Origin of the sequence: Streptomyces sp. NBC_00878, assembly GCF_026341515.1 — a bacterium.
Lineage (GTDB): Bacteria > Actinomycetota > Actinomycetes > Streptomycetales > Streptomycetaceae > Streptomyces.
In genome coordinates this window covers 7,794,452-7,812,056 of record NZ_JAPEOK010000001.1, presented here as the reverse complement: position 1 = coordinate 7,812,056, position 17,605 = coordinate 7,794,452, and the positions used below count along the sequence as shown (strand labels likewise).

Annotated in this window: 13 protein-coding genes and 2 pseudogenes; 4 read left to right on the top strand and 11 right to left on the bottom strand. The window is 70.0% G+C overall.

All coding sequences use genetic code 11. From position 1 onward, the window contains the following. Window positions 1-31 precede the first annotated feature (31 nt). Window positions 32-1,090, bottom strand: a complete 1,059-nt coding sequence (locus OHA11_RS33875; RefSeq protein WP_266502819.1) for a LacI family DNA-binding transcriptional regulator — start codon at window positions 1,088-1,090, stop codon at window positions 32-34. Continuing rightward, the gene (locus tag OHA11_RS33870) at window positions 1,080-2,450 is read right to left on the bottom strand and encodes an amidohydrolase (RefSeq protein ID WP_266502817.1); all 1,371 of its coding nucleotides are present in this window, start codon (window positions 2,448-2,450) and stop codon (window positions 1,080-1,082) included. The genes OHA11_RS33875 and OHA11_RS33870 overlap by 11 nt, the downstream gene beginning before the upstream one ends. On the opposite strand from OHA11_RS33870, the gene OHA11_RS33865 reads away from it, so the two are divergent. Continuing rightward, the gene (locus OHA11_RS33865) at window positions 2,449-2,697 is read left to right on the top strand and encodes a hypothetical protein (protein WP_266502815.1); all 249 of its coding nucleotides are present in this window, start codon (window positions 2,449-2,451) and stop codon (window positions 2,695-2,697) included. The genes OHA11_RS33870 and OHA11_RS33865 overlap by 2 nt on opposite strands. Before the next feature lie 124 nt (window positions 2,698-2,821). Here the strand turns inward: OHA11_RS33865 and OHA11_RS33860 are convergent, their stop codons facing one another. The 9 genes and pseudogenes from OHA11_RS33860 to OHA11_RS33820 form a co-directional block, all read right to left on the bottom strand. Then, a complete protein-coding gene (locus OHA11_RS33860; protein ID WP_266502814.1) occupies window positions 2,822-4,054 on the bottom strand; it encodes a hypothetical protein in 1,233 nt (410 codons plus the stop codon). 33 nt (window positions 4,055-4,087) lie between these two features. Next, window positions 4,088-4,381, bottom strand: a pseudogene (locus OHA11_RS33855) (peptidoglycan-binding protein); the annotation flags it as partial. Further along, window positions 4,382-4,519: pseudogene (locus tag OHA11_RS33850) on the bottom strand (LysM domain-containing protein); the annotation flags it as partial. A gap of 192 nt (window positions 4,520-4,711) precedes the next feature. Beyond that, window positions 4,712-6,763 carry a serine protease gene (locus OHA11_RS33845; RefSeq protein ID WP_266502813.1) on the bottom strand — a complete coding sequence of 684 codons (2,052 nt, stop codon included), beginning with the start codon at window positions 6,761-6,763 and terminating at the stop codon, window positions 4,712-4,714. Window position 6,764: 1 nt separating this feature from the next. Beyond that, window positions 6,765-8,618 carry a peroxidase family protein gene (locus tag OHA11_RS33840; RefSeq protein WP_266502812.1) on the bottom strand — a complete coding sequence of 618 codons (1,854 nt, stop codon included), beginning with the start codon at window positions 8,616-8,618 and terminating at the stop codon, window positions 6,765-6,767. A 134-nt stretch (window positions 8,619-8,752) separates the two neighbouring features. Then, complete coding sequence (locus tag OHA11_RS33835; RefSeq protein ID WP_266502810.1) at window positions 8,753-12,526, bottom strand: serine protease; 3,774 nt, start codon at window positions 12,524-12,526, stop codon at window positions 8,753-8,755. Then, on the bottom strand, window positions 12,523-12,852 hold the full coding sequence (locus OHA11_RS33830) for a trypco2 family protein (protein WP_266502809.1): 330 nt from the start codon (window positions 12,850-12,852) through the stop codon (window positions 12,523-12,525). Before OHA11_RS33830 ends, OHA11_RS33835 begins: the two co-directional genes overlap by 4 nt. A gap of 261 nt (window positions 12,853-13,113) precedes the next feature. Further along, window positions 13,114-14,076 carry a phosphotransferase family protein gene (locus OHA11_RS33825; RefSeq protein ID WP_266502808.1) on the bottom strand — a complete coding sequence of 321 codons (963 nt, stop codon included), beginning with the start codon at window positions 14,074-14,076 and terminating at the stop codon, window positions 13,114-13,116. Between the two features lie 84 nt (window positions 14,077-14,160). Further along, window positions 14,161-14,847, bottom strand: a complete 687-nt coding sequence (locus OHA11_RS33820) for a DUF2848 domain-containing protein (RefSeq protein ID WP_266502807.1) — start codon at window positions 14,845-14,847, stop codon at window positions 14,161-14,163. Window positions 14,848-15,009: 162 nt separating this feature from the next. Here OHA11_RS33820 and OHA11_RS33815 point away from each other — a divergent pair, with 162 nt between their 5' ends. From OHA11_RS33815 to OHA11_RS33805, 3 genes are read left to right on the top strand one after another with little or no spacing between them, the layout of a single operon-like run. Then, window positions 15,010-16,416 (top strand): MFS transporter, encoded by a 1,407-nt coding sequence (locus OHA11_RS33815; RefSeq protein WP_266502806.1) that lies wholly within the window; start codon window positions 15,010-15,012, stop codon window positions 16,414-16,416. Between the two features lie 41 nt (window positions 16,417-16,457). Next, window positions 16,458-17,249: a carbon-nitrogen hydrolase family protein gene (locus tag OHA11_RS33810; RefSeq protein WP_266502805.1), complete on the top strand. Its 792-nt coding sequence runs from the start codon at window positions 16,458-16,460 to the stop codon at window positions 17,247-17,249. Then, window positions 17,246-17,584, top strand: coding sequence for a cupin domain-containing protein (locus OHA11_RS33805; protein WP_266502804.1), 339 nt, complete (start codon window positions 17,246-17,248; stop codon window positions 17,582-17,584). The genes OHA11_RS33810 and OHA11_RS33805 overlap by 4 nt, the downstream gene beginning before the upstream one ends. The last annotated feature ends 21 nt before the right edge of the window (window positions 17,585-17,605 follow it).

Below are 17,605 nucleotides of genomic sequence, written 5' to 3'. Positions count from 1 at the left end.
CCGGAGGCGTGAGGCGCGGGGCACGGGTGGGTCAGAGAGGCGGTCGCACGGGAGCCGTGCTGGCGCGGACCTTCAGCCGGACCGGCAGGATGTGCCGGGAGGCGGGGGGCACCTCGTCGCGGTGGACGTAGCTGAGGAGTTGGGCGCCTGCCGTGCGGCCGACGTCGTAGGCGGGCTGGTGGACGGTGGTGAGGCGGGGGTGGACGCGGGAGGCGAGCATGATGTCGTCGAAGCCCGCCACCGAGACGTCGTCGGGGACGCGCAGGCCCGCGTCCTCCAGGGCGGCGACCGCGCCGAGTGCCATCAGGTCGTTGGCGGCGAACACCGCGGTGAAGCGACGCGGGCGGCCGTTCTCCAGGGCCGCGGCGACCAGGTCGTAGCCGGACCGCTCGACGAAGGCGCCCTCGACCTCGGTGACGCCCGCGTCGCCGAACGCCTCCCGGAAACCGGCGATCCGCTCCAGGCTGCTGACCAGGTCCACCGGGCCGCTGATCGCCAGCACCCGGCGATGGCCCAGCTCCCGCAGGTGCTGCCCGATCAGCCGGCCGCCCGCGCGGTGGTCGGCGGTGACCAGGATGGTCTGCTCCAGCAGACCGGGGACGACCTCGTCGGCGAGGGCGATGGGGAACCGGCCGAGCAGTGAGGCCAGTCGGCCGCGGGAGGGCGGCGAGCCGGACGCGTACACCATGCCGTCGATGAACCGGCCGCGGAGCATCTCCAGATAGCGGTCCTCGCGGTCGGGGTCGAACTCGGTGTTGCAGAGGATGACGCCGTAGCCCAGGTCGTGGGCGGCGTCGTCGACGCCCTTGGCGAGTTCGGCGAAGAACTGGTTGGTGATGTCGGGCACCAGCAGCCCTATGACGCTGGTCGAACCGGCCTGCAGATTGCGGGCCGTCGAGGCCGGTACGTAGCCGAGCCGGCTGACGACCGCACGGACCCGCTCGGCGGTCTCCTCCGCGACCGGCCGGTTGCCGCTGAGCACGTGCGACACGGTGGTCGGGCTGACCCGGGCGGCGGCGGCCACGTCCTTGATCGACGCGGGCCGCCGCACCCGTCGGCGGCCCGCCTCCTCGTCAGGATCACGGGTCATAGTGCTGCACCGCCCTGCCGTGCGAGGTGTCAAGGAGCGCGGGCACGCGGGCCTCGATCTCGGCGAGCAGCTCCGGCAGGTCCACCGTCAGCAGCCGCCCGCCCTGCACGACGACCCGCCCGTCCACCACGACCGTGCGCACATCGCTCGCCCGCGCGCTGTAGACGAGGGCCGCCACCGGGTCGTGCACCGGCCGGCAGTGCGGTCCGCCCAGGTCGACCAGCACGATGTCTCCGGCCCTGCCCGGCTCCAGCGCGCCGATCCGGTCGCCGAGTCCGAGCGCCCGGGCGCCGCCGCGGGTGGCCAGCCGGACGGTGTCGGAGACCGTCATCCAGGTGGCGTCACGCTCCGCCTGCTTCTGGGTCAGCGCGACCAGCCGCATCGCCTCCCACACGTCCAGCGTGTTGTGCCCTGCCGCCCCGTCGGTCCCGGCCCCGACGGCAACTCCCGTGCCCAGCAGGCTCCGTACCGGAGTGAGCGGATGCAGCGCGTGCTTCAGATAGACCTTCGGACAGCAGGCCACGCCGGTACGGTCCCGGTGCGCCGCCAGCGTCGGCAGGTCGTCCGGGACGATGCCGCACCCGTGCGCGATCAGCGCGCCCGCGTCCAGCACACCGGTCCGCTCCAGCACCGTGACGGGGGTGATCCCACGCCGCGCGAGACTCGACTCGGTCTGCTCCAGATGCTCGGCGGCGTGGATATGGACCCGCAGGCCCAACTCCCGGGCCAGCTCGGCGATCCGGACCAGATCCGCGTCGTCGACGGTGTACGGCGCGTGCGGGCCGAGCGACGCGGTGACCCGCCCGCCACCGGCACCGTGCAGGGCGGCGGCGACCTCGGCGCTCTCCTCCAGGGCGGCCCGGCCCCGGCTGCTGAAGTAGGTCGGCGCGATGTCGGCGCGGATTCCGGTACGTACGACGGCGTCGGCGATCCGCTCGGCGTGGAAGTAGTGGTCGGCGAACGTGGTGACCCCGCTGAGCAGCATCTCCGCACACGCCAACTCCGCACCGAGCCCGACGTCGGCAGGGGTGAGGTTGACCTCCATGGGCCACACCCGCTCGTTGAACCAGTCCTCGACACTCACGTCCTCGGCGGCGCCGCGCATCAGCGTCATGGGGCCGTGCGTGTGGGCGTTCACCAGGCCGGGTACGGCGACGAGTCCCGTACCGTCGACGATCTCCGCGCCGGCGGTGACGGCCCCGGCGGCGTCCGGTCCAACGGCGTCCGGTCGGGAGCCCGCCGGGCCCAGCCAGGCGATGACTCCGTCCTCGACCACGATGTCCTGGTCCGGCTCCACCCGGCAGGGGCCCGACTCGGGCACGACGAGCACCGAGCAGGAGGTCACGATCAGTCGGCGCATGATGCGGATCCTTCCGTCCGAACCGGACGCTAAGGATCCAAAACGTTTTGCACAACCCTTTCTGGTCAGGGACAACGAGGGCCAGGGCTTCGTGAACCCGGACAACACCGAGGTGTACGGCCGAAGCACCGGGACCCACGGCCGCCCGCAAGGAAGTCACCGCAAGCGCAATGACACACGGGCGGGCCGACACTCGGGCAAGCGGCTGAAGGCGGCGGCCGGACAGCAGCCCGCCGGATCGGTCTGACCCGGCCCGCCCGTACGGCCTTCACGCGACCCGTCTCTGTCCGCGCCCGCTCGACCACACCGCGGGCCGCGCCGCCAGTGCGCCTGTCGGCTGATCCTGCCGCAGGCTACTGCGAGGCATGCCGTCAAGGTTGGTCCGCCGGTGCTTCCCGGGCACGTTCGCCGTCCGGGCCTGGGGCCTGCCCACCGTCGGCCCAGACGGCGGTCCGCGACGCGGGAGTGTCGGCCTCCTCCACCTCGCGGTCCTCCTTGACGGCGGCGTTCTCCGGGTCGACCGCCGCGTCGGTGGGCATGCTTACCTCCGACAAGGTCATCTGGGCACGATCGTCGACCAGGCGGGTCACCAGGTGCTGCGCGGCGCCGAAGACCGCGGCCCAGGCGAGAACCTGCGCCCTGCTGTCCAGGTCGCTCAGTCCGGGGACGAAGGCGCCCCTGATCAGCAGCACTCCGAGGAAGGCCGACAGCGCGCCGGTGGGGAACTTCAGGACCGCCGACGCCAGGGGCAACATATAGGGGGCACTGGTACCCCGTATCCGACGCAGCGAGGCGATGACCGTGAGCGCCGCGCCGGCCAGCCCAGCGATCTCGACGGTGAGGATGTCCCTCGGCAGAGCCTTGCTGCTGGGAGCCGTGCTTGTCGACACGTCGGAATACTCCATGCTGGGGCACACGACGTCCATCTGGTTCACGCCGCCCGGGCTGACCTTGGGTGTGAAGCACAAGCTCAGCGAGCTGGGGGAGAACCAGCCGTAGAGGGCGATGCCCATAACGCCGAGAAGAACGACGAACGTGGCGGTCCAGAGCATGTTGCGCAGGCTGTGGACTCGGGCGAGTTCGCTGTCCAGAGCGTTGTTCGCGCCGTCGAGCGCCCGGGCCAGGAGATCCCTGTCGCTCGCCGTCAGCTTGCCGGAAACGATGAATCGGATCCGCTGGGCGAGTCTGACGCGCAGTGGGTCGTCCTTGTCCAGATGGAGCTTGGCCAGCGCCATGACCTCGCTTGCGCGGCCGACGGCTTCCGCTTTGGAAGCCAGTTGGAGCAGGAGCACCTCGGCGCTGCGCACATTCGACCAAACGCCTTCGCGGGCGGTTGAACCCGACCATGGCCGCCGCCATCCGAATGTTTCGTCGGCCGCGAAGCGGGCCTTTCCCAGATGGCTTTTTGCTCCGTCGATAAAGGCCTTACGATCGTCGGAACACGGCTCGGCATTCTCATGATTCAGCTGCGCCTCGAGATAGGCGATACGGGTCTTGGCCCGTGCACGCCATGCCGATCGCGGGGGTCGGAAATGCAACCCGGTCGCGACCCGTCGGCGCGTGCGATCCGAATGGCCCTCCGGGCCCGCCACAGAATGGTCCATTGCCAGTCTCCGTTGGTGCCCGGGACGAGTTGTTCACTCGTAGATGGCGGGCACATGGAGCCTGTCCCACGACTGCTTACCGGGAGTTCCGTCCGCGTCCGCACCTGAGAAGCCGAGCTTGCGCTGCCACTTGGCGTAGGACTTCTGGTCCGCCTCGCTCCATTGGTAGTCGGGTCCGCCGGAGTATGCCGAGCAACCCTCCTCGATGAGGCGATAGCCCATGGCCTCGATTACCGGGCTACTCACGGAAGACTGGAAGAAGTCCTTTCCCGGGTAGGGCTCGTACTCGCCGTCAGGCTCTCCGCCCGGTGGGGCCACACGGACCCGCTGTCCCGGGTGTATGAGATTCGGATTGGTGATCTGAGGGTTCCACTCCAGGATCTGAGCCAGCGTCACATGGAACCTTTTCGCGATTACGGAGAGCGCATCGCCCTCCCTTACTTCATAGAACTCGGTTGTCTTCATACCGCCATCCTAATGCGGAGCCGAGAACAGTGCGACAGGGAGAAACGGACTCCATTCGTTGAATATTCCTAATTTGAATTGCGGAACCCTTCCGCCGTGCAGGCGAGTTGGGCGGCACGCCGTCGCTGCTCGCGACTCCACATGGAGGCTCGGGACAGGCCTGAGCCTCCATCAGGACCGGGCGGTTCGGGTTCAGCCGACGAGGTGGCTGCCGATCGACCGGGCGACCTCGGCGTGGGCGAGGTACTCGACGATTTTGTGCGCCCGGTCGCGGGCGTTGACGACAGCGAGGTCGGACAGTCCGTCCGCCCAGTCGTCGCGCAGCGGGCAGCCGATGGCCACCGCGTCGGTCGGGCACCAGACGTTGAGCCAGTCCGCCACGATGTCCGGGCGCTTGGGCCCGCCGACGAGCAGCCTGCCGTACACGCTGTCCATGCCGAGGGGACTGCCCGCCGTGGTCAGATGGACGAGGTTCACTCCGGGAGACAGCCGCGTGACGAGATCCAGGGCGACGACCGTGCCGAGGCTGTGACTGACGAGCACCACGTCCCCAGAGTCCGGCATCGTCTCGAGTACGCAGTCCAGGACCTCGTCCCGGATCCGGCGGTCGTCGAGGTACGCGGCCACGTCACGGAAGACCAGGGCGATGGCCCAGGCATCGAGGTCGCTCCTGGCGGCCAGCCAGCTCAGCCGCTTCTGCAGGGCCCCGACCACGCCGTCCAGGCCGAACCGTTCGGTGGCCATCGGGCCCTCCTGCGGCATGTCCCACTTCGTGGCCGCCTCGCCGATGATCTCCTCGTACACCGCGCGGGCGGTGGGGGTGGCGGGTGCGACCGCCTCCGCGGCCCTGGCGGTCGGCGCCTCGGTGAAGTGGGGGACGGCCTCGTGTGCGGCCAGGGCCTGCACCAGCCTGTCGCCGTAGTAGGGGTACCAGACGTCCGCCGGGTCGACCGGAGCGAGCCCGGCGCGGACGAGCCCCTGGTTGAGTCCGGCCGTCCATTCCCGGCGCGAATCCTCCGGGTTCGTTTCTTCTTGGGAGCGGCCGTGCAGGAAGACCAGGTGCCGTCTGCCGCCGAACGCGCCGTCCCGGGCACGCAGGCCCCTGAGCACAGGGACCCTCTCGACAGACGGGCGTGGCGCTGCGGCGGTGGGAGTGGGCGTCGGAGCGGGAGCGGGAGCCGCCATCGGACCGACGGCGGTCTCCGCGACACCCAGCCCCGACTCCGGGCCCATCTCGGCCAGCAGCGCCTGCTGCCGGGAGGTGAGGGGCAGGGCCGCGAGGTGCTTCAGGAGGGAGCTGATGCGTACGCCCTCGTTGGACACCCAGTCGATGGCGTCATCGCCGTCATTGGGCTGCCAGACCTCTCCCTCACTGCGCAGGACGCGGCCCTGTTCGTCGGTCCTGGGCACACCGCTGTGATGGAGAGCGACGACCTCCCACTGGTCGTTGAAGACGGGAGAGCCCGAGTTGCCGGGCTCGGTGTCCGTCTTGTAGTGGATGAAGTCGTCGAGGCGCACCTGGAGCAGGTTGTCGCGTACGGCGATCTCCTTCAGGCGCCCCATCGGATGGCCGATGACGTTGACCGGCTCACCGATCACCAGCTTTCCGGTCTGGACGCTGAGCCGGTTCCAGCCGAACGTCTCGCCCGGGGGCCGCTGGTCCGGGCCCGGGGCGACCTGCACCAGGGCGAAGTCGAGCCTCGCGTCCGCCACGAAGAAGCCGTCGGGGTCGAGTTCCAGCCGCGTCAGTGGCTGAGGTGTGTTGTCGACACTGACCTGGGCCTCGAACTCCACGAAGCTCTGCCGGGCGGCCTCCGCGTCGGGGAGCACGTGATGGTTGGTCAGCAGCAGGCTCGGCGACACCAGGAAGCCGGTTCCGACAGGCAGCTCACGGCCGTTCTCCCGCGCCGAGATCCGGGCGACGGTGCGGGCCGCCCGGGCGCCGCGCGGCAGGAAGCTCCATGCCTGCAGATCCTTGGACACCCCGAGGATGCGTTCGTACGCTGCGGACTCGGCCAGTGGTTCCGCCCGGACGGCCTCCACCACCATGGCGGCGGGCACCGCGTGCCGGTCGAGCAGGCGGGCCGCGCGCGCCGCGAGCGCCTCCTGCGAATCGGGGAAGGCGACCCCGGCGTCCTGCTGACGCTCGACCGCCCGCCGTTCGTCACCGGTCTCGTCGTACCGCGCGGCAGCCGCCGCGACCTGGTGCTCCCGTTCCTCGCGGGACCTGTCAATCGCTGCCATGTCAGTCCACCGTCCTTCCGGCGTTGTGCCACGGCACGAAGGCGTTCGTCAGCCCCGCGAGAGCCGTACGCAGCTCCGGGTGGTGGCGCAGCAGCACCGTGATCATGGAGTTGTCGTCGATCCAGGCCATACCGGCCTTGGAGTACACCTCGGGGGTGTAGTACTCGGTGAAGAAGCGGTCGCTGTTCAGCCGGCGTGAAGCCATCAGGATGAAGATGCGGAACGCCGTGTCGCTGAAGGCGAATCCGGTCGGCAGCTTCTCCGCGTACAGCCCGACCATGAGGTCGACCTTCTCGATGTCGCCGTCGTAGAGCCGCTGGATCTGCTCGGCCCACGCCCGGTTCTCCGTCAGCTCCGCGAAGTCCGCCGCGGGCTTCAGCCGCAGCAGCCGCCGGAACTCGTTGTAGCGGGGGACGCCCAGCTCCCGGGAGCGCAGGATGTCGGTGGCGGCGAGGTCCTGCAGATGTCCGTCCGGGCGCTCGAACTCCTGGAGGAACCTGGGGAAGTTGTGCAGGGTGACCAGTCCGGGGTGGAGCGTGCCGAAGCTGTAGAGCAGATCGGCCATCTCGGTGGTCTCCAGGGCCTTCAGTGCCCCGGGGCCCGAGATGTCGCGGAGGGTGCAGTGGCGCAGGCTGGCGTCGTCGGCGGCGGCGCGCAGATGCCACTCGTCACGGATGAGCGGGTGCATGCGGTAGACGGCCACGAATTCCTCGGTGAGGGAGTACGGGACGCCGTAGTGGTCCGTTTCCCCGCCGGGGATGCCGCTGACGACCTCGCTGTCGCTGATCCGGCCGAAGAGGTGGTGGACGCGCTCGCCCGCGAGGCCCCACCAGTTGGCGCGCAGTGCCGTGACGGTGGTGGGGTGGCTGATCACGGCCGGTGTCCACTCCACGGTGTGGATCTTGGCGAGGAGCGCGGCGTTGACGAGCCGGGCGCGCTGGAAGAGTTCCTCGTCGTTCCAGGACGGGTACGCGCCGTGCAGGTGATCGCAGATCGCGTTGTGCTCACGGGCGAACAGGTCGTGCATCATGGCGAGGCCCAGCCAGAAGCCGGGGATGTGCGAGGGGTCCCGGGAGGGGTCCGAGGGGACCGGGGACTGCTCGTCGTCCCACAGGTGCAGCTTGCCCAGCTCGCCGGCGCGCATCAGGCGCTGCTCGGTCTCGTTCGTCCCGTAGATCTGCGAGGCGTCCCACCAGTGGGAGGACACGTTGACGCGGGTGTCGGGCGTCCCCGCGGGTGCCTGCGGGTCGCGGGTCGGGTCGTCCGGTGTCCGCATGATCCGCATGGGGTGTTCCGGCCACGGGTCGTCGTCCATGAGAGGTACTTCCCAGGGCTGTTCCGTGGGGCTGGTCCCGTGACTGAACCAGTCACGGACCATGAACTGAAGCCAGGCGGCGACCAGGGAGTTGACCGATTCGGCGGGGGTGAGCTCGTCGCGGGTGAGCAGGGCGCGGCTGACCTCGCGCGGGCTCGGCGTGGACAGTACGTCCTCGGGGGTGGCCGGTGCGATCCGGTCCAGCGGGATGTTCCGGCCGAAGCGGGTGCCCGCCATGCCCATCCGCGGCTCGTCGAGATCGTTGTGGCTGCCGTCGACGGTCCGGTTGACCTTGTGGGTCCCGGAGGGGGGCGCGGGATCGGGCGGATCGACCGAGGGCAGGTGGCCGGTGTCGTGGAGGTTCTTCTGCCGGAGCTTGACGCGCAGTCCGAGGAGCGTCAACAGGCCCGGCAGGACGGGCAGTCTGTCCCAGCCGATGCGCCGGTCCACGTATTCGGCGCCGGCGGTGACGATCCGCCAGGGCAGTGACGTACGGTACGCGGCTGTGGAACGTGGTGCGGCGGGTCGTTGCTTGTTCATCGCGGTACTCCTTGGCTAGCTCCCGGTCGTTGCGTCGGCGACGGCGAGGCCGTCCGATCCAGTGGCGTCCGATCCAGTGCCGTTCGATCCAGTAGCGGGCCGTAGCCGCTCCCCCGCACCTCGGCCCCGGGGCTTCACCGGTGTCTCCGACGCGTATGAGTGCGCTGACGGCTGCGGAGGCGGGGCTTCGGCTGGTGGCGCTTGCGCCGCTTGCCCGACCGGTTCGCCGCGGACTCCGCACGGGGCCGGACGGGCGGACCCGCTTGCTTGAGGTCCTCGATCGCGTTCTCGACCTTCCGCACCGCGGCCTCGGCCCGCCCCGGCTCCTCGGCGTCGAGCCGGGCGAACGCGTCCTTGGCCTGCTCGTGCGCGCGCAGGACCTTGCCCCGGGGGCGCCCCCGGCCCCCGTACGTTTCGGCCAGCACCGCCTGTGCGCGTGCTCTGTCGAACCTGAGCTTCCAGGCGCGTACGTCCATCTCGTCGTACAGGGACAGCGCCTTCCGGGCCGCGGCCTCGGCCCGGCGGTCCGTGGTGCCGAGTTCCAGCAGTACTTCCGCTTGCAGGCGGCTGGTCCACGCCTCGTGGACGCGGTTGGCCCATCTGTCCTCTTTGCGCATCCGGTCGTACTGGTCCAACGCCTGCTCCACGTGGTCCTGCGCCTCCCGCAGGTCTTCGTGGTGGCCTTCGTGTTGGCCTTCGTGCTGGCCTTCGGACGACCGGGAACGCGCTCTGCCCAGGTACGCGTCCGCCAACCGGACCAGCGCGAGGGCGTGTTGAGGACGTACGGCCTCGCGGTACTCCCGCTCCAGCGCGTTGTAGTAGTCGTTCACGGCCTCGCTGTGCCGGGCGACGCAGTCGTCCCACTCCTCCCTGGCGGCGTGCTGGACGCCGAGGACGGACAGGGCTTCGGCGATGTCCCGCTTCCACAGGCCGGGACACCTCTCGCGCAGTGCTTCGTACGCCTTGACGCTCTCGGTGGCCTTCGCCACCGCCTGGTCGACGCGTCCGCTCGCGCCGAGCTGCCAGGCGAGGCCGCGCAACGCGAACGCCTTCATGCCCTGGATCTCGTCCGGCCCGTGCTCGGCGTCGCCTTCGCGTTCCTCCGGCAACTGCCCGATCAGGTCACATGCCTCGGTCGCCGCCTGCAACGCCTCGCGCTGGCGCCCGGTGCCGTGAGCCGCCGTGGCCAGGGTGCACAGGGCCTTCACGAGACCGAAGGAGTGCCCGCGGGTGGGGTTGCGCTGGAACACCGGCTCCAGGCGCCGTATGGCATCGCGGGCGCAGTTGTCGGCGTCCTCGAACCGCCCGACGTCGACCAGCCGGTCCGCCAGGTCTTTGAGTGCCTCGGCCAGGTAGAACTCGTGTTCCTCGGACGGACTGAGCTGTTGCAGCGCGTGGTAGGTGTCGACGGCCTGCCCGGCGACACTGTGCGCCCGGATGCGCAGGCCCGAACTGGCCAGGTACAGCGACCACCGTTGCAGGGCCTGGGCCAGTCCTCTGCGGCTCTCGCGCGTGGGCGGTCCGGCGGCGGCGCGCCGGTGGTACTGCACCGCGCGTTCCGCCACGGCCGTCGCCAGCTCCAGCAGGGCATCGGGGCAGGACACGTCGAACTCCCGCAGTACCTGGGCGGAGACCTCCTGCGCCGACTCCTTGGGGAGCGTGCAATTCAGTGCGGCGGCCAGGGACGTGCCGATGGCATGCGCGGAGTCGTCCTGATCCGTGACCGCGACGCGTTTGACCAGCCGGACCAGGGCGGCCGCATGCTCATGGAGCGCCCCGGCCAGGGCCTCGCGCGCCTTGTGCTGCTCCGCGTCGGGCTGCGATGCCGGCTGAGTCCCGTCCTTCTCCGTGCCGGGCCCGTCCGCGGCCATGCCGTCGTCGGCCATGGTGAACTGCAGCAGTTGCAGCACGTTGAGCACCTGGCGTGACTGTGCGGCGGGTTCCTGGGGCGTGCCGTCGCCGGTCCCCTCGACATCGAGCAGTTGCATGGCCAGGTCCGGGAACGCCGCGATCACCTTGCTTCCCAGGCGATCGGCGAGTCGCAGCGGCTGGAGCGTACGCAGATAGCCTTCCCCGCTGAGCTGCGTGTGCTGCCAGCGGGCGAACGCGCGCCTGCGCCACTCCGGTTCGTCGGCGAGATCGGGAACCAGCCGCAGCCGGCGCGCGGCCTCGGTCTCACCGGCGCCTTCTTCGGTGCCGTCAGCCGCTGCCAGGCTGGAGATGGCGACGACCCGTTCGAGAAGCACCGGATCGCTGTAGAGCCCTGCTTGGCCGGCCGTTTTCCGCCACGCTTCCCGCTCCACGTCAATGGCGTAGTCCAGCAGTGCCGCTCGCAGGGAGATCGGCCGGGGACCGCCTACGACCGCGCTGCTCTCCTCGATGCCGATACGTGCGCGCGCGTCCACCAGAGCCTGTATGAGGACGAGCAGATAGCTGGCGAAGTCAGGTTCTTCGAGATCCGGTCCGTCCCCCTCTCGGTCCAGCCGCTCCTGCGCCGACGGGGAATCGCCGTTCTTCCGACCGGCGTCCGAATTCTGTTTTGATTCCTTGTGCTGGTACCAGGAGGTGAAGGATTTCAGGGCGGCGTCGTAGACGGCTTTGCGTCCTTCGAGCTTCGGAGCGGTAAGGCGGAGTGGGGGGTCGCGTTCCTCCAGGAGTGCCTCATATCGCCGCCTGAGCGCCTGCCACCACTGGCCATCACTGTGGGCAATGGCCAGTATGCGCAGCGGAAAACCGCTCCGATCCTTTACGGCCTCGTCGAGGAGAGCGTTCAGCTGGCCGGCGTACGCGTCGGCGTCATCGACGACCACCAGCCGACTTTCCGCCAGGTCGAGGAGTTGGGAGAATCCGAAGCGCAAAAGATCGACGGGATCGATGATTCCTGCGATCCAGCCTCTGTCGCCCATCCGGCGGCACAACTCCCGTGCGAGGCGGGTCTTGCCCACGGCACCGTCCCCGAACAGAAGCCGCACGTGCACGGGCCGCTCGGTGTTCCGCTCGCACCAGTCGGTCAGCTCCCCGAGCTGTTCCTTCCGGCCTCGGAAAGGTACGACGTCGTGGCGGGCTCGCAGGAGGTCCGCCTCCGACCACTGGTACCGGATCGGCATGGGCTCGTAGGCCGGTCGCAGCACATCACCGCCCGCCCACACCGGGTCCAGTTGCACCCGTGTCGCCGGGTCGAGCCCGCGTGCCCGGTCGAGACACTGGTTCGCGTCCGGCCGTCCCTGCCTGCCGAATATTCGACTGACGGGGACGACGTGCAGTCGACCGTTGATGGATGCGCGGTCTTCCACGACGACACCCACCAGGTGATCGCCGCTGAACAGGGCCGAGCCGGACATGCCACTCCACAGCGACGGTCCCGGACGGCTCGTCGGCACCCCGCTCTCGACCTGGAAGTTCAGCCTCTCGATCAGGACACCGGCATCGTTCGCCGAGCGAGAGCCGGTCAGCGGACGCACGGTGCCGCGGGCGTCCTCGACGTTCATGCGGCCGGAGCCGATCTGAGCCTTGGGGAAACCGAGGGCCTGCGCCGGAACGGCGTCCGTGCCGACGAGACGGCCGAGCCGCACTTCTTCGGACGAAGCGCTCTCACCTACCGTGAACGGGTCTTCGTCGGCACTGACCAGCAGCGCGAAATCGATTTCCTGTTCGCCCGAAGCGCCGTTCCCGCCGTTCCCGCTGTTCCCGCTGTTCCCGCCGTGCACCTTGACCTCGAAGGTGTGCGGGTCCGTCAGGTCGTATCGACCGTCCGCGTTGCGCTTGAACCTCTTGACATCGACCAGGGTGCCCTTCGGCTCGACACAATGCCCTGCCGTCAGTACGAGGTTGGGTGCCAGCAAGTAACCGGAGCCGCGTTTCTCGGTTGTCTCGACACAGACAAGAGACTCGGCGTTCAAACGCGTCATTGCACGTTCCCCTTGGGATCGGCAATTCGCATACCGTCGGGCACAGTCAGATCCAACTTGATCCGCTGGCTCGTGGAATTACCTTTCGTTCGGCCGCCACCCGCCTCGATGACCCAAAACCTCACACCGCCCTTGCCTTCCCACTCCTTGGAGACCTGGACAGTGGCTTCGACTTCGACGCCAGAAATGCCGAATCGCAGATTTTCCCCTTCTGCATTCAGCTGGGCCTGTTCAAGTTCGTCACGGAGCGCCGAGATCATCTGGGAAAGCTGCAGACCGCTCTCTTGCGCTTCTGTCATCACCGTCACCCCTGAAAGAAGCTGCACGCCGTGGCCTCGCGCGGGCCTGCACATAGCGATCGCGGGCCCGCACATGGCGATACAGTGGCGAATTCAGTAGAGGCTTCCGTGTTCTGTCGGCGCGCCTTCATCGAGATCGTCAGCCTTGATATTCCATCTTCCTCCTCGCGTAGCGAACAGCAACTCGGGCACCCCTCGCCGCCAGGCTCGGGTCCTGGCAGCGAGGGGTGCCGAGTTGGGAGTGCGGTCAGCGAGAGGTGCCCGAGTTGGGAGTGCGGTCGCCTCGGCTCAGCCCAGCCCGTCCATCAAGCCGGTGACATAGGCATCCAGCCGCTCCTCCACGACCCGCGTCGTCAGCTCCGTCCTCCCCGCCTCCCGCCATGGCCGCGCCACCAACCGCACCTCTTCCGAGAACGCCAGCCCGTCCCGCACCCGCCAGTACAGCCGCTCGCTCGCCGCCGCGGCGAGCACGCCGCCGGCCTCCTCGTACGCCTCGGCGAACCGCAGACCCCACGCCGGGCCGTGCAGCAGCGCGAGATTGGTGGAGCAGTGCGCCACATCGAGATCCACCGGACCCCAGGAGGTCGCTGCCCAGTCGACGACTCCGGTGATCCGGGCACCTGCCGGCCTTGAGGGCGGCACCTCGAACAGCACGTTGCCGGGGTGGAAGTCCCGGTGCAGGAAGCGCCCTTCATAGGGCGGCACGGGCCCCCGGATCACGTCGATCGCCGCGGCCCATGCCGCGGCGTCGGCGCCCTTCGGGGTCACGACGGTGTCGGCGGTCGTCAACGTCACATACTTCCGGGGCCGCTCGGCGGGCCGCACCCCGTGGATCGCGACGAGTTGGCGGGCCAGCAGAGGGACGCGCGTCTCCAGTCCCTCGTCGTCGAGGACCGTCCGGCCCGCCAGATGGGTCATCAGGAGCGACGGATACTCGCACTGCGCGGCGGTCGGATCGACCGCGACCAGTCCGGGAGCCGGCACGCCGGTCCCCGGGAGCTGGGTCAGGGCGCCAGTCTCCCTGTTCAGACCGTCCTCGGCGTGCTCCACGAAGAACGGGTCGACGAAGCTCCGCAGCACCAGGTCGCGGGTGCCTCCGTCCCGCGTGCCGATGGTCAGCCGCCGCATTTCGGCGGTGGCACCGCCGTGCAGCGCCTCGATTCTGACGATCCGTTCGCCGACTTCCAGGTGCCGGTTCACCCAAGCCAGGGTCAACGGCCGGACAGTCGCAGCCTCTTCGTGGTCGGTCACCGTGCGACCCCATCATCCGGACGGAGGCACCCACAAGCGACTTTCGTAGCGGGACGATTCAGTTGGGAGACAAACTCAGGCGTGTCAGCCGATCGGCTCCGGCATGGGCCGGACGTCGTAGGCGAGGCTGATGGTGTCGCCGCCGGCCGGGTCGCCCAGTTCGACGCGCCAGCCGTCGGCGAACTGGTCGACGCCGGGAGCCATCGGGATGGTGCCGGAGATCAGCACGGTCCCGGGCGTCAGCTCGCCGCGAGACCTCAGGACGTCGACCCAGTAGGCCGGGGCGAGGAGTTCGGCCAGCGTCCCGGCCTGGATCTCGGTCTCGGTGCCGTCGTGGCTGACCCAGGCACGCAGGGTGAGCTCGTCGAGGCGGGTCTCCACGTCGGCCAGGCGCCAGGCACGGCGGGCCAGGACATCGGGGCCGGCGTTCTTGCTCCACGCGACCCCGTGCACCTCCAGGTCGCGGTCGGTGTGGTCGCAGGCGGCGGTCAGCAGCAGTTCACCGCCCTCCGCGACGACCAGCGCCCACTCGGCCTCGCCGGAGGTGCGGCCGTGCTGGACCGCGACGCGGCCGGTCTGCTGGGCGAGGTACGGGGAGACGGGGTAGAGCGCCGGCGTCACGGACGGGCCCGGTACGCCCAGCTCGGCGAGCTCCGCGACGTGCGCGGCGACGTCCTCCTGGCTGCGCCCGGCGTACCCGGCGTTGAGGACCCGGACGACATCGACCTCGCGCGTCGATCCGTCGGGCAGTTCGAAGGTCAGCACGGCCATGAGGGCACTCCCAGGGATCGGGGAACAGGCAACAGGGATCGGGAAGGGGCCCCGCGGATCCTGATTTCTCCGCGGTTAACTTCCGGCGCAGGGCTTGCGCATACGACCTGTATACAAGAAGTATGCCGGAAGGTCGATGTCCCCGGAGCAAGGATGGGCCCCATGCACGACACCCCGAAGAGCGACGCCGGAGCCCCGAAGAGCCACGTCGGAGCCGCGGCGAGCGACGCCGGAGCCGCGGAGAAGCGCTCCGGCGTCCGCCGTGCCTTCGTCGCGAGCCTCACCGGCACGGCCCTGGAGTGGTACGACTTCGCCGTCTACTCAGCCGCCGCGGCCCTGGTGTTCGGTGATCTGTTCTTCCCCTCGGAAGACCCGCTCACCGGCACGCTTCTGGCGTTCTCCACGTACGCGGTCGGCTACCTCTCCCGCCCGCTCGGCGGATTCGTCTTCGGCCGGCTCGGCGACGTGATCGGCCGCAAGAAGGTGCTGATCGCCACACTCGTCCTGATCGGCGTGGCCACCTTCCTGATCGGCCTGCTGCCCGCCTACGGGACGATCGGCGTGGCCGCGCCGATCGCGCTGGTCGTGCTGCGCTTCGCCCAGGGCGTCGGCGTCGGCGGCGAGTGGGGCGGCGCCGTACTGCTGTCCAGCGAGTTCGGCGACCCGCGCCGCCGGGGCTTCTACGCCTCGGCCGCCCAGGTGGGCCCGCCCGCGGGCAACCTGCTCGCCAACGGTGTGCTCGCCGCCCTCGGCGCACTGCTGACCGAGGCGCAGTTCGAGTCGTGGGGCTGGCGTGTGGCGTTCCTCCTGTCCGGCGTACTGGTCGCCTTCGGGCTGTGGATCCGGGCCAAGCTGGAGGAGACCCCGGTCTTCAAGGCGATGGAAGCCGAGAAGTCCCGGCCCGAGGCCCCCATCCGCGAGGTCTTCACCACCCAGCCCCGCGCCCTCACCGCCGCGATCCTGTGCCGGGTCGGCCCCGACGTGCTGTACGCCATGTTCACCGTCTTCGTGCTGACCTACGCCACCCAGGAACTCGACATGTCGCGCGGCTCGGCCCTCACGGCCGTCCTCATCGGCTCCTCGGTCCAGGTCTTCCTGATGCCGCTGGCCGGCGCGCTCTCCGACCGCGTCAACCGCCGCCTGCTCTACGGCGTTTCAGCGATCGCCGCCGCAGTGTGGCCGTTCGTGTTCTTCCCGATGGCAGCCGGCGGTTCCTGGCCGCTGCTCGCCACCGGAGTCGTCGTCGCCCTGGTGATCCACTGCTGTCTCTACGGACCGCAGGCCGCCTTCATCGCCGAGCAGTTCTCGCCCCGGCTGCGCTACACCGGCTCCTCGCTGGCCTACACCCTGGCCGGGATCATCGGCGGCGCCATCGCCCCGCTCCTGTTCACCACCCTGCTGAGCGCCTACGACAGCTGGGTGCCGCTGGCCGTCTACATCGCCCTCGCCGCGGCGGTCTCCGTGGTGGGCGTCCTCCTGGGCCGCGACCCCGACGCCGCCGTAGAGGAGGACGCACAGCTGGCCGCACCGAAGCCCGGGACCCCGGCGGACGCCCCTCTCCCCCACTGACAACGGCCACCGACCCCGACTCCCAGAGGGAGGCACCGCCCGTGCGGATCGCCCTGAGCCAGCTCACCACCGGCCCCGACCCCGACAAGAACCTGCGCCTCGTCGAGGAGTGGACGCGCCGCGCCGCGGACGCCGGAGCCCGTGCCGTCGTCTTCCCGGAGGCGTCGATGGCCTGCTTCGGCACGCCGCTGGCCCCGCTCGCCCAGCCCCTCGACGGGCCGTGGGCCGACGGGGTCCGCGAGATCGCCCGGGCGACCGGCACGGTCGTCGTGGCCGGCATGTTCACCCCGGCCGACGAGGGTCGGGTGGCCAACACCCTGCTGGCCACCGGCCCCGGCGTCGAGGCGTCGTACGACAAGATCCACCTCTACGACGCCTTCGGCTTCCGCGAGTCCGAGACCGTCGCCCCCGGCTCCCGCCCCGCCGTGATCGACGTGGACGGCGTCCGCCTGGGCCTGGCCACCTGCTACGACGTCCGCTTCCCCGAACTGTTCCGCGCCCACGCCGACGCCGGAGCGGTGGGCACGCTCCTGGCGGCCTCCTGGGGAGCGGGCCCCGGCAAGCTCGACCAGTGGGAACTGCTGGTGCGGGCCCGAGCGCTGGACGCCACCGTCTGGATCGCCGCCGTCGGCCAGGCCGACCCCGGCACCGGCCCGGGCCCGGTGCCGACCGGCATAGGGCACAGCCTGGTGGCGGGCCCGGACGGAACGGTACGGGCCTCCCTCGGCGCCGAGCCGGAACTACTGGTGACGGACCTGGACGTCGACGAGGTCGACACGGTCCGCGAGAAGACATCCGTACTGGCGAACCGGCGGCCGGAGGTATGGCGTTGAGCGGACCCGAGCTGGAGTTCCACCGCCCCGACGGACCCTGGCGCGCCCCGGCCGGCGCCGGCCCAGGCATCGAGGAGTGCGTCCTGTCCGAGGACCCGGAAAGCGGCCGACGCACCGCGCTGGTCCGCTGGGCACCGGGCACCGACACGTCGGCTGCGGGCGTGACCAGGCACGACGTATGGGAGGAGGTGTACCTGGTCGACGGCACGCTGCACGACCAAACACTGGACCGCACCTTCAGGGCGGGCATGTACGCCTGTCGCCCTCCGGGCATGCCACACGGACCGTGGAATTCACCGGAGGGCGTGACGATGCTCGTGATCACGTACGCCTGATATCGGGGGCACGGGAGCGTC

Excerpts from the sequence above, each read along its gene's own strand:
- OHA11_RS33860 (WP_266502814.1), bottom strand. The coding sequence starts at position 4,054 with ATGGACCATTCTGTGGCGGGCCCGGAGGGCCATTCGGATCGCACGCGC.
- OHA11_RS33840 (WP_266502812.1), bottom strand. The coding sequence starts at position 8,618 with ATGAACAAGCAACGACCCGCCGCACCACGTTCCACAGCCGCGTACCGT.
- OHA11_RS33845 (WP_266502813.1), bottom strand. The coding sequence starts at position 6,763 with ATGGCAGCGATTGACAGGTCCCGCGAGGAACGGGAGCACCAGGTCGCG.
- OHA11_RS33870 (WP_266502817.1), bottom strand. The coding sequence starts at position 2,450 with ATGCGCCGACTGATCGTGACCTCCTGCTCGGTGCTCGTCGTGCCCGAG.
- OHA11_RS33875 (WP_266502819.1), bottom strand. The coding sequence starts at position 1,090 with ATGACCCGTGATCCTGACGAGGAGGCGGGCCGCCGACGGGTGCGGCGG.
- OHA11_RS33815 (WP_266502806.1), top strand. The coding sequence starts at position 15,010 with ATGCACGACACCCCGAAGAGCGACGCCGGAGCCCCGAAGAGCCACGTC.
- OHA11_RS33865 (WP_266502815.1), top strand. The coding sequence starts at position 2,449 with ATGATGCGGATCCTTCCGTCCGAACCGGACGCTAAGGATCCAAAACGT.
- OHA11_RS33835 (WP_266502810.1), bottom strand. The coding sequence starts at position 12,526 with ATGACGCGTTTGAACGCCGAGTCTCTTGTCTGTGTCGAGACAACCGAG.
- OHA11_RS33820 (WP_266502807.1), bottom strand. The coding sequence starts at position 14,847 with ATGGCCGTGCTGACCTTCGAACTGCCCGACGGATCGACGCGCGAGGTC.